At 57.3% G+C, this 15,379-nt stretch carries 17 protein-coding genes and 3 pseudogenes; 15 read left to right on the forward strand and 5 right to left on the reverse strand.

What is annotated here, in order from left to right; genetic code table 11:
* The first annotated feature begins 27 nt into the window (after nt 1–27).
* On the forward strand, nt 28–885 hold the full coding sequence (locus tag JFV26_RS19485) for a phosphoadenosine phosphosulfate reductase domain-containing protein (protein WP_201194779.1): 858 nt from the start codon (nt 28–30) through the stop codon (nt 883–885).
* On the opposite strand, the gene JFV26_RS19490 is transcribed toward JFV26_RS19485, so the two are convergent.
* From JFV26_RS19490 to JFV26_RS19500, 3 genes are all read right to left on the reverse strand, one after another.
* Nucleotides 882–1,748: a DUF4238 domain-containing protein gene (locus JFV26_RS19490; RefSeq protein ID WP_201194780.1), complete on the reverse strand. Its 867-nt coding sequence runs from the start codon at nt 1,746–1,748 to the stop codon at nt 882–884. The genes JFV26_RS19485 and JFV26_RS19490 overlap by 4 nt on opposite strands.
* A 48-nt stretch (nt 1,749–1,796) precedes the next feature.
* Nucleotides 1,797–2,030: a hypothetical protein gene (locus tag JFV26_RS19495; protein WP_201194781.1), complete on the reverse strand. Its 234-nt coding sequence runs from the start codon at nt 2,028–2,030 to the stop codon at nt 1,797–1,799.
* A 160-nt stretch (nt 2,031–2,190) separates the two neighbouring features.
* Entirely contained in the window at nt 2,191–2,445 is a 255-nt protein-coding gene (locus JFV26_RS19500) for a hypothetical protein (protein ID WP_201194782.1), read from the reverse strand.
* A 157-nt stretch (nt 2,446–2,602) separates the two neighbouring features.
* Between JFV26_RS19500 and JFV26_RS19505 the strand changes: the two genes are divergently transcribed.
* From JFV26_RS19505 to JFV26_RS19530, 6 genes are all read left to right on the forward strand, one after another.
* Complete coding sequence (locus JFV26_RS19505; protein ID WP_201194784.1) at nt 2,603–3,031, forward strand: hypothetical protein; 429 nt, start codon at nt 2,603–2,605, stop codon at nt 3,029–3,031.
* 49 nt (nt 3,032–3,080) lie between these two features.
* Nucleotides 3,081–3,851 (forward strand): DNA-methyltransferase, encoded by a 771-nt coding sequence (locus tag JFV26_RS19510; protein WP_201194787.1) that lies wholly within the window; start codon nt 3,081–3,083, stop codon nt 3,849–3,851.
* A 50-nt stretch (nt 3,852–3,901) separates the two neighbouring features.
* Nucleotides 3,902–4,183, forward strand: coding sequence for a hypothetical protein (locus JFV26_RS19515; RefSeq protein WP_201194789.1), 282 nt, complete (start codon nt 3,902–3,904; stop codon nt 4,181–4,183).
* A gap of 257 nt (nt 4,184–4,440) precedes the next feature.
* The gene (locus JFV26_RS19520; protein WP_201194790.1) at nt 4,441–5,646 is read left to right on the forward strand and encodes a site-specific integrase; all 1,206 of its coding nucleotides are present in this window, start codon (nt 4,441–4,443) and stop codon (nt 5,644–5,646) included.
* Nucleotides 5,647–5,668: 22 nt separating this feature from the next.
* Nucleotides 5,669–6,214, forward strand: coding sequence for a GTP cyclohydrolase I FolE (gene folE / locus JFV26_RS19525; protein WP_010456659.1), 546 nt, complete (start codon nt 5,669–5,671; stop codon nt 6,212–6,214).
* Nucleotides 6,215–6,316: 102 nt separating this feature from the next.
* Nucleotides 6,317–6,688 carry a glutathione S-transferase N-terminal domain-containing protein gene (locus tag JFV26_RS19530; RefSeq protein WP_201194793.1) on the forward strand — a complete coding sequence of 124 codons (372 nt, stop codon included), beginning with the start codon at nt 6,317–6,319 and terminating at the stop codon, nt 6,686–6,688.
* 179 nt (nt 6,689–6,867) lie between these two features.
* Here JFV26_RS19530 and JFV26_RS19535 read toward each other — a convergent pair.
* Nucleotides 6,868–7,121 (reverse strand): annotated as a pseudogene (locus JFV26_RS19535) (hypothetical protein); the annotation flags it as partial.
* Between JFV26_RS19535 and JFV26_RS19540 the strand changes: the two are divergent.
* The 3 genes and pseudogenes from JFV26_RS19540 to JFV26_RS19550 form a co-directional block, all read left to right on the forward strand.
* Nucleotides 7,110–7,466, forward strand: a pseudogene (locus JFV26_RS19540) (MarR family transcriptional regulator); the annotation flags it as partial. The pseudogenes JFV26_RS19535 and JFV26_RS19540 overlap by 12 nt on opposite strands.
* 334 nt (nt 7,467–7,800) lie before the next feature.
* Entirely contained in the window at nt 7,801–9,150 is a 1,350-nt protein-coding gene (locus JFV26_RS19545) for an NCS2 family permease (protein WP_201194795.1), read from the forward strand.
* Nucleotides 9,151–9,214: 64 nt separating this feature from the next.
* Complete coding sequence (locus tag JFV26_RS19550) at nt 9,215–9,841, forward strand: LysE family translocator (RefSeq protein ID WP_201194797.1); 627 nt, start codon at nt 9,215–9,217, stop codon at nt 9,839–9,841.
* A 187-nt stretch (nt 9,842–10,028) separates the two neighbouring features.
* Here the strand turns inward: JFV26_RS19550 and uraH are convergent.
* Nucleotides 10,029–10,381: pseudogene (uraH, locus tag JFV26_RS19555) on the reverse strand (hydroxyisourate hydrolase).
* A 432-nt stretch (nt 10,382–10,813) separates the two neighbouring features.
* Between uraH and puuE the strand changes: the two are divergent.
* From puuE to JFV26_RS19580, 5 genes are all read left to right on the forward strand, one after another.
* Nucleotides 10,814–11,740 carry an allantoinase PuuE gene (gene puuE / locus JFV26_RS19560; protein WP_201194799.1) on the forward strand — a complete coding sequence of 309 codons (927 nt, stop codon included), beginning with the start codon at nt 10,814–10,816 and terminating at the stop codon, nt 11,738–11,740.
* Entirely contained in the window at nt 11,737–12,252 is a 516-nt protein-coding gene (gene uraD, locus JFV26_RS19565) for a 2-oxo-4-hydroxy-4-carboxy-5-ureidoimidazoline decarboxylase (protein WP_201194801.1), read from the forward strand. Before puuE ends, uraD begins: the two co-directional genes overlap by 4 nt.
* Nucleotides 12,253–12,340: 88 nt before the next feature.
* A complete protein-coding gene (gene alc / locus JFV26_RS19570) occupies nt 12,341–13,336 on the forward strand; it encodes an allantoicase (protein WP_121733428.1) in 996 nt (331 codons plus the stop codon).
* Nucleotides 13,337–13,476: 140 nt separating this feature from the next.
* On the forward strand, nt 13,477–13,980 hold the full coding sequence (locus JFV26_RS19575) for an ureidoglycolate lyase (RefSeq protein WP_201194802.1): 504 nt from the start codon (nt 13,477–13,479) through the stop codon (nt 13,978–13,980).
* 61 nt (nt 13,981–14,041) lie between these two features.
* Nucleotides 14,042–15,343, forward strand: a complete 1,302-nt coding sequence (locus JFV26_RS19580) for a urate hydroxylase PuuD (RefSeq protein ID WP_201194803.1) — start codon at nt 14,042–14,044, stop codon at nt 15,341–15,343.
* The last annotated feature ends 36 nt before the right edge of the window (nt 15,344–15,379 follow it).

Consider the following 15,379-nt stretch of genomic DNA (forward strand, 5'->3'; position numbering starts at 1 on the left):
CCGGGCATGACCCGGCATAGGACGCCCATGTCTCCCTATAAAATATCCGGGACAACGGTCGTCAGCTTTTCCGGCGGCAGAACCAGCGCCTATATGCTTCGCCAGGTGCTGGACAACAACGATGACCTGACCGATCTGGTCGTCACCTTCGCCAACACCGGCAAGGAGCACCCCGCCACTCTGGACTTTGTTAGGGAGTGCGCCGAGCGCTGGGCGGTGCCAATTGTCTGGCTTGAATTCAGGGATAACGAGGCTGGTTTCGAGGTCGTCGACTTTGCCAGCGCCAGCCGTGAAGGCGAACCGTTTGAAGCACTGATCCGCAAACGCAAGTACCTGCCCAACCCGGTGACCAGGTTCTGCACCATCGACCTGAAGATCCGCATCATCCACAAGTATCTGCGCAGCTTGGGGCTTTCGACGGAAGACAACCCGGTAGACATGATGACCGGCATCCGCGCCGACGAGCCCCGCCGGGTGGTGAAAATTCGGCACAGGAAGAGCACCAGCGAAAGCAAGTGGGCCACGATGGTAATGCCGCTGGCTGATGCCGGCGTCGGCGTGCAGGACGTGACGGACTTCTGGACAGGTCAATCATTTGACCTGATGCTACCGACGATCAACGGCCGCACGCTGGAAGGCAACTGTGATCTCTGCTTCCTGAAGGGCGCTAAGCAGGTTTATTCAATCATCGCCAGCGACCGCCCCAAGGGCTACTGGTGGGCACGCATGGAAAGCTCGGTGGTGTCCGGCGGCAAGTTTACCGGTGACGGCGCCCGGTTCCGCAGTGACCGTCCCAGCTACCAGCAAATGCTCGACTACTCCGACATCCAATTCGACATGTTCGCCGACCACGACGAGGCTATTGCCTGCTTCTGCGGCGATTAAACACCAGAAAAATACGGAGATGCACAAATTGGACTTCTATCAGGCACACCGGAGTTTCTGATGCGCTGAACCAGCATCGAGTTTCTAAACGATAACTCTCTCCAATCAGCCGCATACGAGCACCATTTGAAACCCCTAGCAAATATAAACTCACGCGACTTAGAGATAGCACTCATATTTAGATGCGCAACATCAGCCACACACAAAAATCTATCATCATAATCCATAGCAAGCACAATATTCGGAGTAATGGGAATAACTGGAAAGTCGTCAAAGAAATCGGGAACTAAAAACTCTTCACTTTCGGAGCGACCAATACCCCACCGGCGACCACTTAACAGCTCATAAGACATATCAATATTGCGTTTAATTTGAATACCTGCAAACCATCTTCCGGGCATTGTGCAATCTGGACGAATAAAACCTACATTTCCTTTTTCCAGGTACTCCTGGTCATCGAGACTGAGTTCCCGGCTCGCCCCCAAGATATTAAATCGAGCATCCTGAAACGGCTCAAGCTTTGCTGCACACCTAAATCGCCATAGCAAAAAAAACTCGCTAATGGCTCGCCGATCATCACTATTTAGTGACTTTACATTCCCATTAATGACGCCTCGGACAATTTCTTGAAATGAGTCCTCAATATTTTTTTGATATCCAACTTCCGCCCCTTGATCCCAGGCTCTCTTGGCGCAAAAAATTTCATTATTCGACTTTACTAACATATTTTTTTTATGTTTAAAACTGTACAACTCAACTCTACCATCATGCCGTCCGAATCGCTTAATGCTGGCGGCAGGATATACATGCTGATCAATAGTCAATCGATGAGGATTTCCCTTCTGTGGTCGCTCGTAATTCATTTGGTTGTCCTTGCCGAAGTCCTAATCTAATGTTTTCTCAAGCGCTGATCATGATGATCGTTCGGCCACCAATTTCGCCCCCAGCTCCCGACCAGCCACCTGTGCCAGCCCACGGTCAGCGTAAGTCTGGTCGCCCGCAACAACCGGAATCACCACCTCATCAACGCGTTTTACCTCGACGTTGATCCGCCAGACCTCCTGGCCGCTCTCCAGTATTTCGCACTCCATGTAGTTCCAGAGCCGAAATCCTTCGTGCTCGTCGTAAATGTCGTGCTTGGTCATGGTGCTTCTCGCTTGAGTGAGACGGCATCGTAGCACCCAGTTGGCCGGGCATGACCCGGATAGGACGCCCCATGCCCATAGGGGCCTGCCACTCAGAGATCTACACCATGGTCGACTTGCAAAATGGTTTCGAGACTCGCCTACGTAGAATTGTGCTGGATCAAGGTCGATCAGGATCGTAGGTATACGAGCCTCGCCCATGTTGATAATCGTTCATGTCTTTCACTTCATCGCGAATGGCATAAAGCGTCATCTCGATCTCGGTCAACTGCTCGTCACGCTTTTGCCGAAACCATGCTCGATCGATCTCGATTGCATCGATTTGCCCCTTGAGTAACGAAATTTTCTTCTGCAAATGCATCACGTAAAGAAGCGTTGCCACAGGCACAAAACCAACCAGAAAATTTAAGTCCATGCCCCACCTTCGTTAGCTAAATCGGTCATTGAGCAGCACCAGAATGATCTCACTAGAGTGAACCTAGTTACGTACCAGTATCCGCGATGGACTGTACTCCACTCTCTATAACCCCTCCCCTTCAAAGTCAGCCGCTATAGCGGCAAAGGACGAAGTCATGCCTGAAGAAACTGTTTTGATCCAGCCGCAGCCGATTCATCGAGATGACACTGGGTGCTGGACTCATCCGGCCTGGCCATCCACCGATGACGAACTGATCCCTTACGCATGGTTCACCGAGCGGGGCCTCGAGGTTCGTGAGCGTAATTTCGAGGGTGACGCCCCGGAGGAACTGCAAGCGGCCTGGTTCGCCAGCGGGATCGCAAATTGCTCGGCCTGGGAGCCAACCCCGCCCGCCGGCGACGGCTGGCTCATCTTCTCGATTCACGACACTGAAGATGGGCCGATCTGCATTTGGGTGCGGTATGTAGCGAGCTTGCAGCGTGAAGTCAACGCAGTAGCCGCCGGCAAAGAGTTCTGCGGCGCCTGCGGTGATGGTTGCGGGTCGTACAAGGTCGCAGAAGAAAGTCCGAAGGTGACGCAATGATCGCCCTCGTCTGGTTCGCCTACGTGTACTGCTACAAGGGGCCGCGGTGATGAGTGAATACGAACTCTATCTCGGCGACTGCTTGGAGGTGATGAAGTACTTGCCAGATGCCAGCGTCGACATGGTGTTGGCCGATCTGCCCTACGGCACGACCCAATGCGCCTGGGACACCATCATCCCGCTCGAGCCACTCTGGCGGGAATACCTACGGATCGCCAAACCAGAAGCGGCAATAGTGCTGTGCGCTGCCCAACCGTTCGCTTCGATGCTGGTGGCGAGCAACCCGAAGCTCTACCGTTATGAGTGGATTTGGGAGAAAGGCAACGCCACTGGATTTCTGAACGCCAAGAAGCAACCGCTCCGGGCGCACGAAAGCGCTCAGGTCTTCTATCGCCAGCAGCCGGTGTACAACCCTCAAATGTCGAGCGGGCACGAACGCAAGACAAACAAACGGAAGACGGTCAGTTCGGAGTGCTACGGCAAAGCCTTGGCGCTCACCGAATATGACTCAACGGAGCGGTACCCACGCTCGGTGCAGTTCTTTTCAAGCGACAAGCAGACCGGAAGCTTTCACCCAACTCAGAAGCCGGTGGCCTGGATGGCCTTTCTGATCAGCACCTACACGCGGCCCGGCCAGGTGGTGCTCGATAACACGATGGGCAGCGGCACCACCGGTGTGGCGTGCATGCAGCTCGGGCGGCAGTTCATTGGTATCGAGCAGGACCGCAAGATCTGCGACACCGCCCACGAGCGGATTGCTGACGCCATCACCATCCGCGACACACCGGTACCGCAAATCGATTTGTTCGCAACAGCTTAACCCCTCTTCCACCTACCAGCCTGCCGGTGAACGGCGGGCGAGGCGAAGCCATGACCAAAGAAGACATCTACGACGAACAGATCAACCCGCTGATGGCGAAAATCATCTCGATCTGCAAGGAGCACAACATCGCATTCATCTTCAGCGCGCATATCCCAAACGACGAAGATCCCGACCTCGCTTGCACGACTCATCTGCCCGGCGATGGCGGCGAGTGCTACGAGCCTTTCGTTAAAGCCTTTCACGCTATCCGCACCCAGGCCGCTCCAGCAATTCACACCCGAATCATTAACGGCGACGGTAGTGCGACCCTGACTGCGTATATCGGCTGACACCCAACAACCACCTCCTGCCGCCATTTGCGGCACGGAGCATCAATGCCCGACCCGGCAGAGGTAGCCGTCATGGCAGCAGCAGAGCAGTTACCCGCTGAGTACCTGTCCGACAAGATCGCCGAGAAGAACTTCGCGGAGATGGTCGGGACGACCCGCCGAGCCCTGCAGGGCAAGCGCCAGCGCAACATCATCCCGAAAGGGGTTTGGAACGAATTCGATGGACAGGTTTATTACAGCATCAGGAGATACGAGGCATGGCTAGAAAGCCTTTGGGATTGCCCGCCGGAGTTGAATTTGCGGGCCAGTCAGTTCGCATCCGCTTCACCTGGAAGTTCCGGCGTTGTGAGACCCTCCCCTATACCCAAACGCCAAAAGGCATCAAGGCAGCCGCAGATCTTCGCGCTACAGTAATCAGCCTGATCAAGCATGGAGTGATGGATGATCAGCGTTACGCCGAGCTGTTCCCGAATTCGACCTACTCGACTTATTCCGCGACGCCGCTGTTCGGCGGCTATGCACAGACTTGGCTCGACAGCCGAGAAGTCGTAGGTGGCACCCGGAAGAACTACCGGAGCTCACTCAACATTTATTGGATGCCGCACCTGGCGCTGCTCCCGATCGATCAGATCAGTTCGGCAGTGCTGCGAAAAATCGTGAGTGAGACGCCATGGAAATCGCCAACTGTTAAGCGGTCGGCGATCCAGCGCCTGTACACGATGTTTGAAAGTGCAGTGAACGACGAGTTGATCACGCGCAACCCGGTCAGCTCAATTGAATTGCCAGTGAAGGCGAAGAAACCGGTGGACCCGTTTACTGTGGTGGAGGCGGATTTGATCATCGGGCACCTATATAAGGTGCTGACCGGTTCGATGCGGGTTTACGCTGCCTACTTCGAGTTCGCGTTCTACACCGGCATGCGTCCAGGGGAGATAGCGGCGCTGCGCTGGGATGAGGTGAATACCGAGGGGCGAGTCGCCAACGTGTGCAGAATCGTGGCTGACTACAAGATCGAGGAGCGCACAAAAACCCGCGAGACGCGGCGAGTTATGCTGAACAGCAGGGCATTAAATGCCATTGAGGCGGCCAGAGGCGTGGCCGAGTTGAGGGCGTCACAGAGCCGCCGGCAGCACAAACAGTCGCCGTACGTGTTCCCGCCAACCAAGAACTTTGAGTTCATCCAACAGGCCAGCGTGACCGACAAGCACTTCAAGGCGGCACTGGTCGCATTGAAGATCAGGGCCAGACGGCAATACAACTGCCGGCACACTTACGCTACCATGTGCCTAATGGCAGGCATGAACCTCGGGTTCATTGCGAATCAGCTCGGCCACAGCGTGCAAATGCTGCTGTCGACATACGCCCGGTGGATCAACTCCAGTGAAGACTGGAGCGAAGTCGGGAAGCTGGAGCAAAGCCTGATTGGTACAAAATTGGTACAGACAGAAACCGTACCCCTCTAGAACCCATACGGAATAAAGCTCTGTGACATTGGAACAGAATTACACCGCGATTCTCGGCCAATTGGGCGAGGACGTGTCCCGCGAGGGCCTGCTCGACACGCCAAAGCGTGCCGCCAAAGCCATGCAGTACCTTTGCCGCGGTTATGAACAGACACTGGAAGAAGTCACCAATGGTGCCTTGTTCAGCTCCGACAACAGCGAAATGGTGCTGGTCAAGGACATCGAGCTCTACTCGTTGTGCGAACACCACCTGCTGCCGTTCATCGGCAAGGCCCACGTCGCCTATATCCCGAGCGGCAAGGTGTTGGGCTTGTCGAAAGTCGCGCGGATCGTCGATATGTACGCCCGCCGCCTGCAGATCCAGGAAAACCTCAGCCGCCAGATCGCCGATGCGGTCCAGCAAGTCACCGGCGCCCTGGGCGTTGCGGTGGTGATCGAGGCCAAGCACATGTGCATGATGATGCGCGGTGTGGAGAAGCAGAATTCGTCGATGATCACTTCGGTGATGCTCGGTGAGTTCCGCGAAAACGCTGCCACGCGCAGCGAGTTTCTCAGCCTGATCAAGTAACTCGCAGCACGAAGAAAACCGGCACTCATCGCCGGTTTTTTTTCGCCGGTGAAAAATCAGGTAAGCTGCGCGCCTTCTGTTTGCCCTTGTGAGGCTTCTACCGTGTTCGTTAAAGCGCTTCGTGTCGGCCTTGGCCAACTGATCATCTTCATCGACTTCATCACCCGCCCAGGCAAAAAGCAGCGCCCTGCCGAGGTTCAGGCCAAGGTCAACACGGCCGCCAAGGACCTGACCCTGTATCAGTTCCACGCCTGCCCGTTCTGCGTAAAAACCCGCCGAACCTTGCGCCGCTTGAATGTGCCGGTGGCGTTGCGCGATGCGAAGAACAACGAACTGGATCGCCAGACCCTGCTGGAGCAAGGCGGCAAGATCAAGGTGCCGTGCCTGCGCATTGAAGAGAATGGCCAGACCAGCTGGATGTATGAGTCCAAGGTGATTATTGATTATCTGGATAAGCGGTTTGCGGCGGTCTGATTTTTCAGCGGTGTGCTTGCGGACGCCATCGCGGGCAAGCCTTGCTCCTACGGATTGGCGGCGTAGCACACCTGTTGTGATCACCCTTATAACCTGTAGGAGCAAGGCTTGCCCGCGATGAGGCCAGCCCAGGCACCGCAAACCCCAGAAAAAATAAACCGGCCCTCGCGCCGGTTTATTCATTTGTGCCCTCCCCTCAGGCTGCTTCTGCTGCCTGAGGCCTGCCTAACAACCGCCGCCAACCGCTTGAGCCCTTCATCCAACCGCTTGAGCCCTTCATCCAGCCGCGCCGGGTCGATGTGGCTGAAGTTCAGCCTTAAGTGGCCAGGATTATTGTCCGGGTCCGGAAAAACGGTTCACCCGGCATAAACGCCACATCCGCCGCCAGTGCGTCCTTGAGCAAGGTCCGGGTGTCCAGCGGGTGCTTGAGCGTCGAGGCTTGAGCCGGGTGCATCAGCGCATCGTGTTTTTCATCGCCCGCTACCCGAACCTGAGTGTGAAGGAGTTGCTGGCATTGCTCGGCGTGACCAAGCAGGCGTTGAACATCCCACTGCGCCAGTTGGTGGAGATGCATTTGGTGGACAGCGTGGCGTCCGAGACCGACAAGCGCAAACGCTTGCTGGAACTGACCGACGATGGCGCGCGCTTCGAACAATCACTGCGCCGCGAGCAGGTGAAGTTGCTGGAGCGGGTGTTTGCCGAGGCTGGCGAGGCAGCGGTGGATGGGTGGTTGGCGGTGAACAAAGCACTGGGGCAAACCCAAGCGCTCGCGGACTGAGCTTTCTGTCTGCCGGATTTGTATCAGCAGATCTGGCCTCTTCGCGAGCAAGCCCGCTCCCACATGTGACCGAGTTCCTTCAGGAGAATGCGGTCGAATGTGGGAGCGGGCTTGCTCGCGAAAGCGATCTAACAGGCGATATACCTCTATCGCCAAACTTTTCGTCAACAAAACCAAAAACATTATTTGCTTTATTTGTATACAAAAGCATAATCCACCTCGTGCGAGTTCCTGACCAAGCGGTCAACAAATTCGCAAGTGCCTCAAAGGGCCGCTGCCACCCTCATGGGTCCGGCCCTGGAAATAAAAATAAAACTCTTGAGGAGTACTCGCTGTGGAAAGCCGCAAATCCGAAGCCTCGTCGCTGGAACTCTCGCCGCCGTTACGCAATGGCTGGCTGGAGCGCATCTTCAAACTCAGCTTGCATGGCACCACGGTGAAGACCGAGCTGATTGCCGGTCTGACAACCTTCATCACGATGGCCTACATCATCTTCGTCAACCCGAACATCATGGCTGACGCCGGGATCAACCACGGCGCGGCGTTCGTTGCCACTTGCATCGCCGCAGCGCTGGGTTGCCTGTTGATGGGTTTGTACGCCAACTGGCCGGTCGGCCTGGCGCCGGGCATGGGCCTGAACGCCTTCTTCACCTACACCGTGGTTGGCACCATGGGCTACAACTGGGAAACCGCCCTCGGCGCGGTGTTTATCTCCGGTGTGTTGTTCATGATTCTGACGTTTTCCAAGATTCGCGAATGGCTGCTCAACAGCATTCCGGTCAGCCTGCGCTACGCCATGGGTGCCGGGGTCGGACTGTTTCTGGGGATCATCGGCCTGAAAACTGCCGGCATCATCGTCGCCAGCCCGGCCACCCTGATCAAGCTCGGTTCCCTGCGCGAGCCTGGCCCGCTGCTGGCGGCCATCTGCTTCCTGATGATTGCCGTGCTCAGTTACCACAAAGTCTTCGGCGCGATCCTCATCAGCATCATCACCGTGACCCTCGCCGGCTGGGGTCTTGGCCTGGTGCATTACGGCGGCATCATGTCCGCCCCGCCGAGCCTGGCACCGACCTGGATGGCCATGAACATCGCCGGCGTGTTCAACGTCAGCATGATCAGCGTGGTGTTGGCGTTCCTCTTCGTGCACATGTTCGACACCGCCGGCACCTTGATGGGCGTCGCCCAGCGCGCCGGCCTGGTCAACGCTGACGGCCGGATCGAAAACCTTTCCCGCGCCATGAAAGCCGACAGCGCCTCCAGCGTATTCGGGGCGATGGTCGGCGTCCCTCCAGTAACAAGCTATGTAGAAAGTGCCGCGGGTGTAGCCGCTGGTGGTCGGACTGGTCTTACCGCAGTGACCGTAGGTGTGCTATTTATTGCCGCGATGTTCTTCGCACCACTGGCTGGCATGATTCCGGCTTATGCAACCGCCGGTGCGCTGATTTATGTGGCGATGCTGATGATGAGCGGTATGGCTCACATCAACTGGGATGAAGCGACCGACAGCATTCCGGCCATCGTTACCGCGATCATGATGCCGCTGACCTTCTCGGTCGCCGACGGCATCGCGCTGGGCTTTATCACTTACGTGGTGCTGAAGGCCGGTACCGGTAAGTACAAGGAAATTTCCGCCAGTTTGTGGGTGCTTTGCGCGATCTTCATCGCCAAGTTCATTTTCTTGTAAGCCGTCATAGCTTCAAACAGCCTCACCCCGTCGGGTGGGGCTTTTGCACATTAGGAGGAAAGTGATGAGTCTGGAAACCTGGCTGCTGTTCAGCGGCGCCGCGCTGGTAGTGATCCTGATCCCGGGGCCATTGTCTTTGCTGATGATCAGCAACAGCCTGAACTACGGTTTGCGCCGTTCTTACCCGGCGTTTCTCGGCGGGGTGATTGCCTCTATTTGTCTGCTCAGTGCGTCGGCGCTGGGTTTGGGGGCCCTGCTGCTGGCGTCGGAACAGCTGTTCAGCGCGCTGAAGATCGTTGGTGCGCTGTACCTGTTCTACCTCGCCTGGCAGAGCTGGCAGCAATCGCGTCAGCCATCCCACGGCGCTGAAGTTCCCGTGGCCGCGCCGGTACCACGCTTTCGTGCACTGTTCGGACGCGCGTTTGTGTTGGGCGCGAGTAATCCGAAAGACATCCTGTTTTTCGCCGCTTTCCTGCCGCAGTTCTTGAGCGCCGAACAGCCGTTCCTGCCGCAACTGCTGGTGATGATTGCGACCTGGACCGTTTTGGATCTGCTGTGCAAGTTGGCGTATGGCCTCGGTGCCCACGGCGCAGCGCGGTATCTGCGCAGTGGCAAGGGGCAGAGCTGGTTCAACCGGATCAGTGCCGGGTTGTTTGGTGGTGCCGGTGCTGCGTCGTTGTTGAGTCGGTAAGTAAAGCAAGATCAAAAGATCGCAGCCTTCGGCAGCTCCTACAAGGGATCGCATTTAAATGTAGGAGCTGCCGAAGGCTGCGATCTTTTGACTTTCCTGAAGGCAAAAAAAGCCCGCAGTGTGAGCGGGCGAAAGACCAAAGAAGCTTTTTGCGCCACTCTTTTTGAGAAGAATGGGTTGGGGGAGTCTAGCTTCCTCTGTAGGTCGAATAGCTGTAGGGCGAAATCAGCAGTGGCACGTGGTAGTGATCCTGTTCGGCAGAGATGCCGAACCGCAACACGACTACGTCCAGGAACGCGGGTTCCGGCAGCTGGACGCCACGGGCGCGGTAGTAATCGCCCGCATGAAACTGAACCTGATAGACCCCGGAGCGGTAGTCATCGCCTTGCAGCAGCGGTGCATCGACACGGCCGTCGCTGTTGGTCATCGCGCTGGCGACCAATTCCAGCTGCGAGCCTTCAACGCGGTACAACTCGACCTTGATCGAGCTGCCCGGCAACCGTGTGCAGCGTCCAAAACGTGTGTAGTCAAACGTCCCATTGATTCTGCGCGCCTGGCTGCGTAGAGCAGTCAGGCCTCGCACCTCCCGAAGTCAGTTGAAAAGGAGACCGCACCGTTTCGAAGCACGAAAAGCTGCGGCGAGCGACTGATTAAGACACTTTTTAAAAAAATTGTACACAATAAAAACGACATTTTTACGCCATCCCCCGCCATCCGCCAAATTACCGCGGATTTACCCGTGAACCATGCAGTCAGCGAACCTCTTGCCCATTAGCTGACCAGTCAGGCAGGTTTCTTGCAGTAGCCTCTATTCATGACAGTTAGTGAAAAATGCAAAAAATCAGGCTTACAAAGCGGATATAAAGTTGTATACAATCAGCCCATCTCTGTGACGCCAGCCTGTCACCCATCGCCAGGCCGCCACACAACCCTGATCTTGAATGAGCCACACGAATAAGAAGGAAGACTGCAGTGAGCGCTGACTACCCACGCGACCTGGTCGGTTACGGCAGTAACCCTCCCCACCCACACTGGCCGGGCAATGCCCGCATCGCCCTGTCCTTCGTGCTCAATTACGAGGAAGGTGGCGAGCGCAATATCCTGCACGGCGATAAAGAGTCCGAAGCCTTCCTCTCGGAAATGGTCTCGGCGCAGCCGCTGCAAGGCGCGCGCAACATGAGCATGGAATCCCTTTACGAGTATGGCAGCCGTGCCGGTGTCTGGCGGGTGCTGAAGCTGTTCAAGGAATTCGACATTCCGCTGACCGTCTTCGCCGTAGCGATGGCCGCCCAGCGTCACCCGGACGTGATCCGCGCGATGGTCGATGCCGGCCACGAAATCTGCAGCCACGGCTATCGCTGGATAGACTATCAGTACATGGACGAGGCGCAGGAACGCGAGCACATGCTCGAAGCGATCCGCATCCTCACCGAACTCACAGGCAGTCGCCCACTGGGCTGGTACACCGGCCGCACCGGCCCGAACACTCGTCGGCTGGTAATGGAAGAAGGCGGTTTCCTCTACGACTGCGACACCTACGACGACGACCTGCCCTACTGGGAACCGAACAACCCGACCGGCAAGCCCCACCTGGTGATCCCGTACACCCTGGACACCAACGACATGCGCTTCACCCAGGTCCAGGGTTTCAACAAGGGCGACGACTTCTTCGAGTACCTCAAAGACGCATTCGACGTGCTTTACGCTGAAGGCGCCGAAGCACCGAAGATGTTGTCGATCGGCCTGCACTGCCGCTTGATCGGCCGTCCGGCGCGTCTGGCCTCGCTCAAGCGCTTTATCGAATACGCTAAAAGTCATGAACAGGTGTGGTTCAGCCGGCGCGTCGACATCGCTCGCCACTGGCACGAAACCCACCCGTACCAAGGGGCTGCCAAATGAGCACCTTCCAGACACTGAAACCGTCGACCCTGAGCCGCGACGCGTTTGTCGCCGCCTTCGCCGACATCTATGAACACTCGCCATGGGTGGCTGAAAAGGCCTTCGACCTGGGCCAGGACACCTCGATCGACGAGATCGAAACCCTGCACCAGCGCATGAGCGACACCCTGTTGAGCGCCGATCACGCCAGCCAACTGGCCCTGATCAACGCTCACCCGGACCTGGCCGGCAAAGCTGCCGTCCAGGGCGAGCTTACCGCAGCCAGCACTCAAGAACAGTCTGGCGCGGGTATTCACCAATGCACGGCCGAAGAGTTTTCGCACTTCACCGAGCTGAACGACGCCTACAAAGCCAAGTTCAAGTTTCCCTTCATCATGGCGGTAAAAGGCAGCAACCGGCATCAGATCCTCGCGGCGTTCGAAACGCGCATTCACAACTCGGTCGACACCGAATTCAAATGCGCGCTGGCGCAGATCAACAAGATAGCGTTGTTCCGATTACTGACTCTCTAGCAAGCCTGGCCCGAGCGACACTGAACGCATACATCGCCCAGGGCCCTGCAAGCATCCCAAGCCAACTAATTAAAGGCAGACAAGAAGAATGAAAGCTTACGCCGTACCTTTCGAGAAGTTCGTCAACCTGGCCGACGCCCGCCTGGGCACCAAAATCATCTCGGTCACCGATGACTGGTTCGCTGATGCCAACCGCCTGTTCCAGCCGACCCCGGCGGTGTGGAAAGAAGGCGTGTTCGATGACAACGGCAAGTGGATGGACGGCTGGGAATCGCGCCGCAAGCGCTTCGAAGGCTATGACAGTGCCGTGATCCGCCTGGGCGTACCGGGTTCGATCAAAGGCGTGGACATCGACACTTCATTCTTCACCGGCAACTTCCCGCCGTCGGCCTCCCTGGAAGCCTGCTTCCTGGCAGAAGGCGAACCGACTGAAAACACCCAGTGGGTTGAAGTGCTGTCGGCTGTCGAGCTGCAAGGCAACAGCCATCACTTCCACGAAATCAACAACGACCAGGCGTTCAGCCACCTGCGTTTCAACATCTACCCGGATGGCGGCGTAGCGCGTCTGCGTGTGTACGGTGTTCCGCACCGCGACTGGTCGGCCGTCGGCGACAACGAACAAATCGACCTGGCCGCCGCCCTGAACGGTGGCCGCGCCCTCGCCTGCTCCGATGAACACTTCGGCCGCATGAGCAACATCCTCAACCCGGGCCGTGGCATCAACATGGGCGACGGCTGGGAAACCGCACGTCGTCGCACCCCAGGCAATGACTGGGTGATCGTCGCGTTGGGCCATGCGGGCGAAGTCGAGAAAGTCATCGTCGACACCCTGCACTTCAAGGGCAACTACCCGGACACCTGCTCGATCCAGGGCGCCTTCGTGAAGGGCGGCACTGACAGCCAGATCGAAACCCAATCGTTGTTCTGGCGCGAACTGCTGCCAGCGCAGAAACTGGAAATGCACGCCGAACACACCTTCGCCGAGCAGATCAAGGCGCTGGGCCCAATCACCCACATCCGCCTGAACGTGTTTCCGGATGGTGGTGTGAGCCGCCTGCGCGTTTTGGGCAAGGTCGCGAAGTAATGCTGAGCCTGTAGGAGCTGCCGCAGTCTGCGATCTTTTGATCTTGATCTTAAAAAGCAAAGTCAAAAGATCGCAGGCTTCGCCAGCTCCTACAGGGAACGCAGTGAACCGAAATCATATTTAAAGAAAAGAAGACCAGCATGCGCACATTGACGATTGAACCGCTGACCAAAGAAGCCTTCGCCCCTTTCGGTGACGTGATCGAAACCGACGGTAGCGATCACTTCATGATCAACAACGGTTCGACCATGCGCTTCCATAAACTGGCGACGGTGCAAACCGCCACGCCAGAAGACAACGCGATCATCAGCATCTTCCGCGCCGACGCGCAGGACATGCCGCTGACCGTCAGCATGCTGGAGCGTCACCCGCTGGGCAGCCAGGCTTTCATCCCGCTGCTCGGCAACCCCTTTCTGATCGTGGTCGCGCCACTTGGCGATGAACCTGTATCAGGCTTGGTCCGCGCCTTCGTCACCAACGGCAGGCAGGGCATTAATTACCATCGCGGCGTTTGGCACCATCCGGTGCTGACGATCGAAAAGCGGGATGACTTCCTGGTGGTTGATCGCAGTGGCACAGGCAATAACTGCGATGAGCATTTTTTCAAAGAGGATGAGCGTTTGATCCTCGCCCCCCACCTATAAGACCCAACCAAAAAACGCTCCGATCACTCGACAACAGAGTGACAAGCGAGAGGTAAAGACTGTGGAAGCACATCTGTTGGAATGGCTGAACCTTAGCGTGCGCTGGGTTCACATGATTACTGGCGTGGCCTGGATCGGTGCGTCGTTCTATTTCGTCTGGCTGGAAAACAACCTCAATCGGGTCAACCCGAAAAGCGGTCTGGCGGGTGATCTGTGGGCGATCCACGGCGGCGGTATCTATCACCTGGAAAAATACAAACTGGCTCCACCGACCATGCCGGACAACCTGCACTGGTTCAAATGGGAAGCCTACTTCACCTGGATGTCGGGGATCGCGCTGCTGTGCGTGGTGTTCTACTCCAACCCGACGTTGTACTTGCTGGCTCCAGGCAGCAGCCTGAGCGGTCCTGAAGGCGTGGCCATCGGTATCGGCTCGCTGTTCATCGGCTGGTTCATCTACTCCTTCCTCTGCGACTCGGCCCTGGGCAAACGCCCTGCCCTGCTCGGCGGCATCCTATTCGTGCTGATCATCGGCGCCGCCTACGGCTTCAGCAAAGTGTTCAGCGGTCGTGGTGCGTACCTGCATGTTGGCGCGATCATCGGCACGATCATGGTCGGTAACGTGTTCCGCATCATCATGCCGGCGCAACGCGCGCTGGTGGCGGCGATTGCCGAGAACCGCACACCCGATCCGGCACTGCCGGCCAAAGGCTTGCTGCGTTCGCGCCACAACAACTACTTCACCCTGCCCGTGCTGTTCATCATGATCAGCAACCACTTCCCGAGCACTTACGGCAGCCAATACAACTGGCTGATCCTGGCCGGGATCGCGGTGCTGGCGGTGTTGGTGCGTCACTACTTCAACACCCGTCACAACAGCCACAAGTTTGCCTGGACCCTGCCGGTTGCAGCCGTCGGCATGATCAGCCTGGCTTACGTGACCGGCCCAGCGCCGATGCCCACTGCTCCTGAAGTGGCCAAGGCTCCTGCCGCCATCGAGTACCAACCGTTGCCGGAAACGGCCCTCGGTGGTGGTGCCAAACCTGAAGCGGCCAAGCCTTCAGCGCCTGCCGCCGCACCGGCGCAAGCGTCGAGCCAGGGCCCGGCGTTCGACAAGGTGCACAGCGTGATTCAGGAACGCTGCGCCGTGTGCCATTCGGCCAAGCCGACCAGCCCGCTGTTCAGTGCGGCACCGGCCGGCGTGATGTTCGATACTCCGCAACAAATCCAGCAATTGGCCCCGCGGATCCAGGCGCAAGCCGTCGCCAGCCAGATCATGCCACTGGGCAACATCACACAGATGACCCAGCAGGAACGTGACCTGATTGGTGCCTGGATCAATCAGGGAGCTCAAGTCAATTAAGTAGCAAAAGCATCGCGAGCAGGCTCGCTCCCACAC

Origin of the sequence: Pseudomonas sp. TH31 (assembly GCF_016650815.1) — a bacterium.
Taxonomy (GTDB): Bacteria; Pseudomonadota; Gammaproteobacteria; order Pseudomonadales; family Pseudomonadaceae; genus Aquipseudomonas.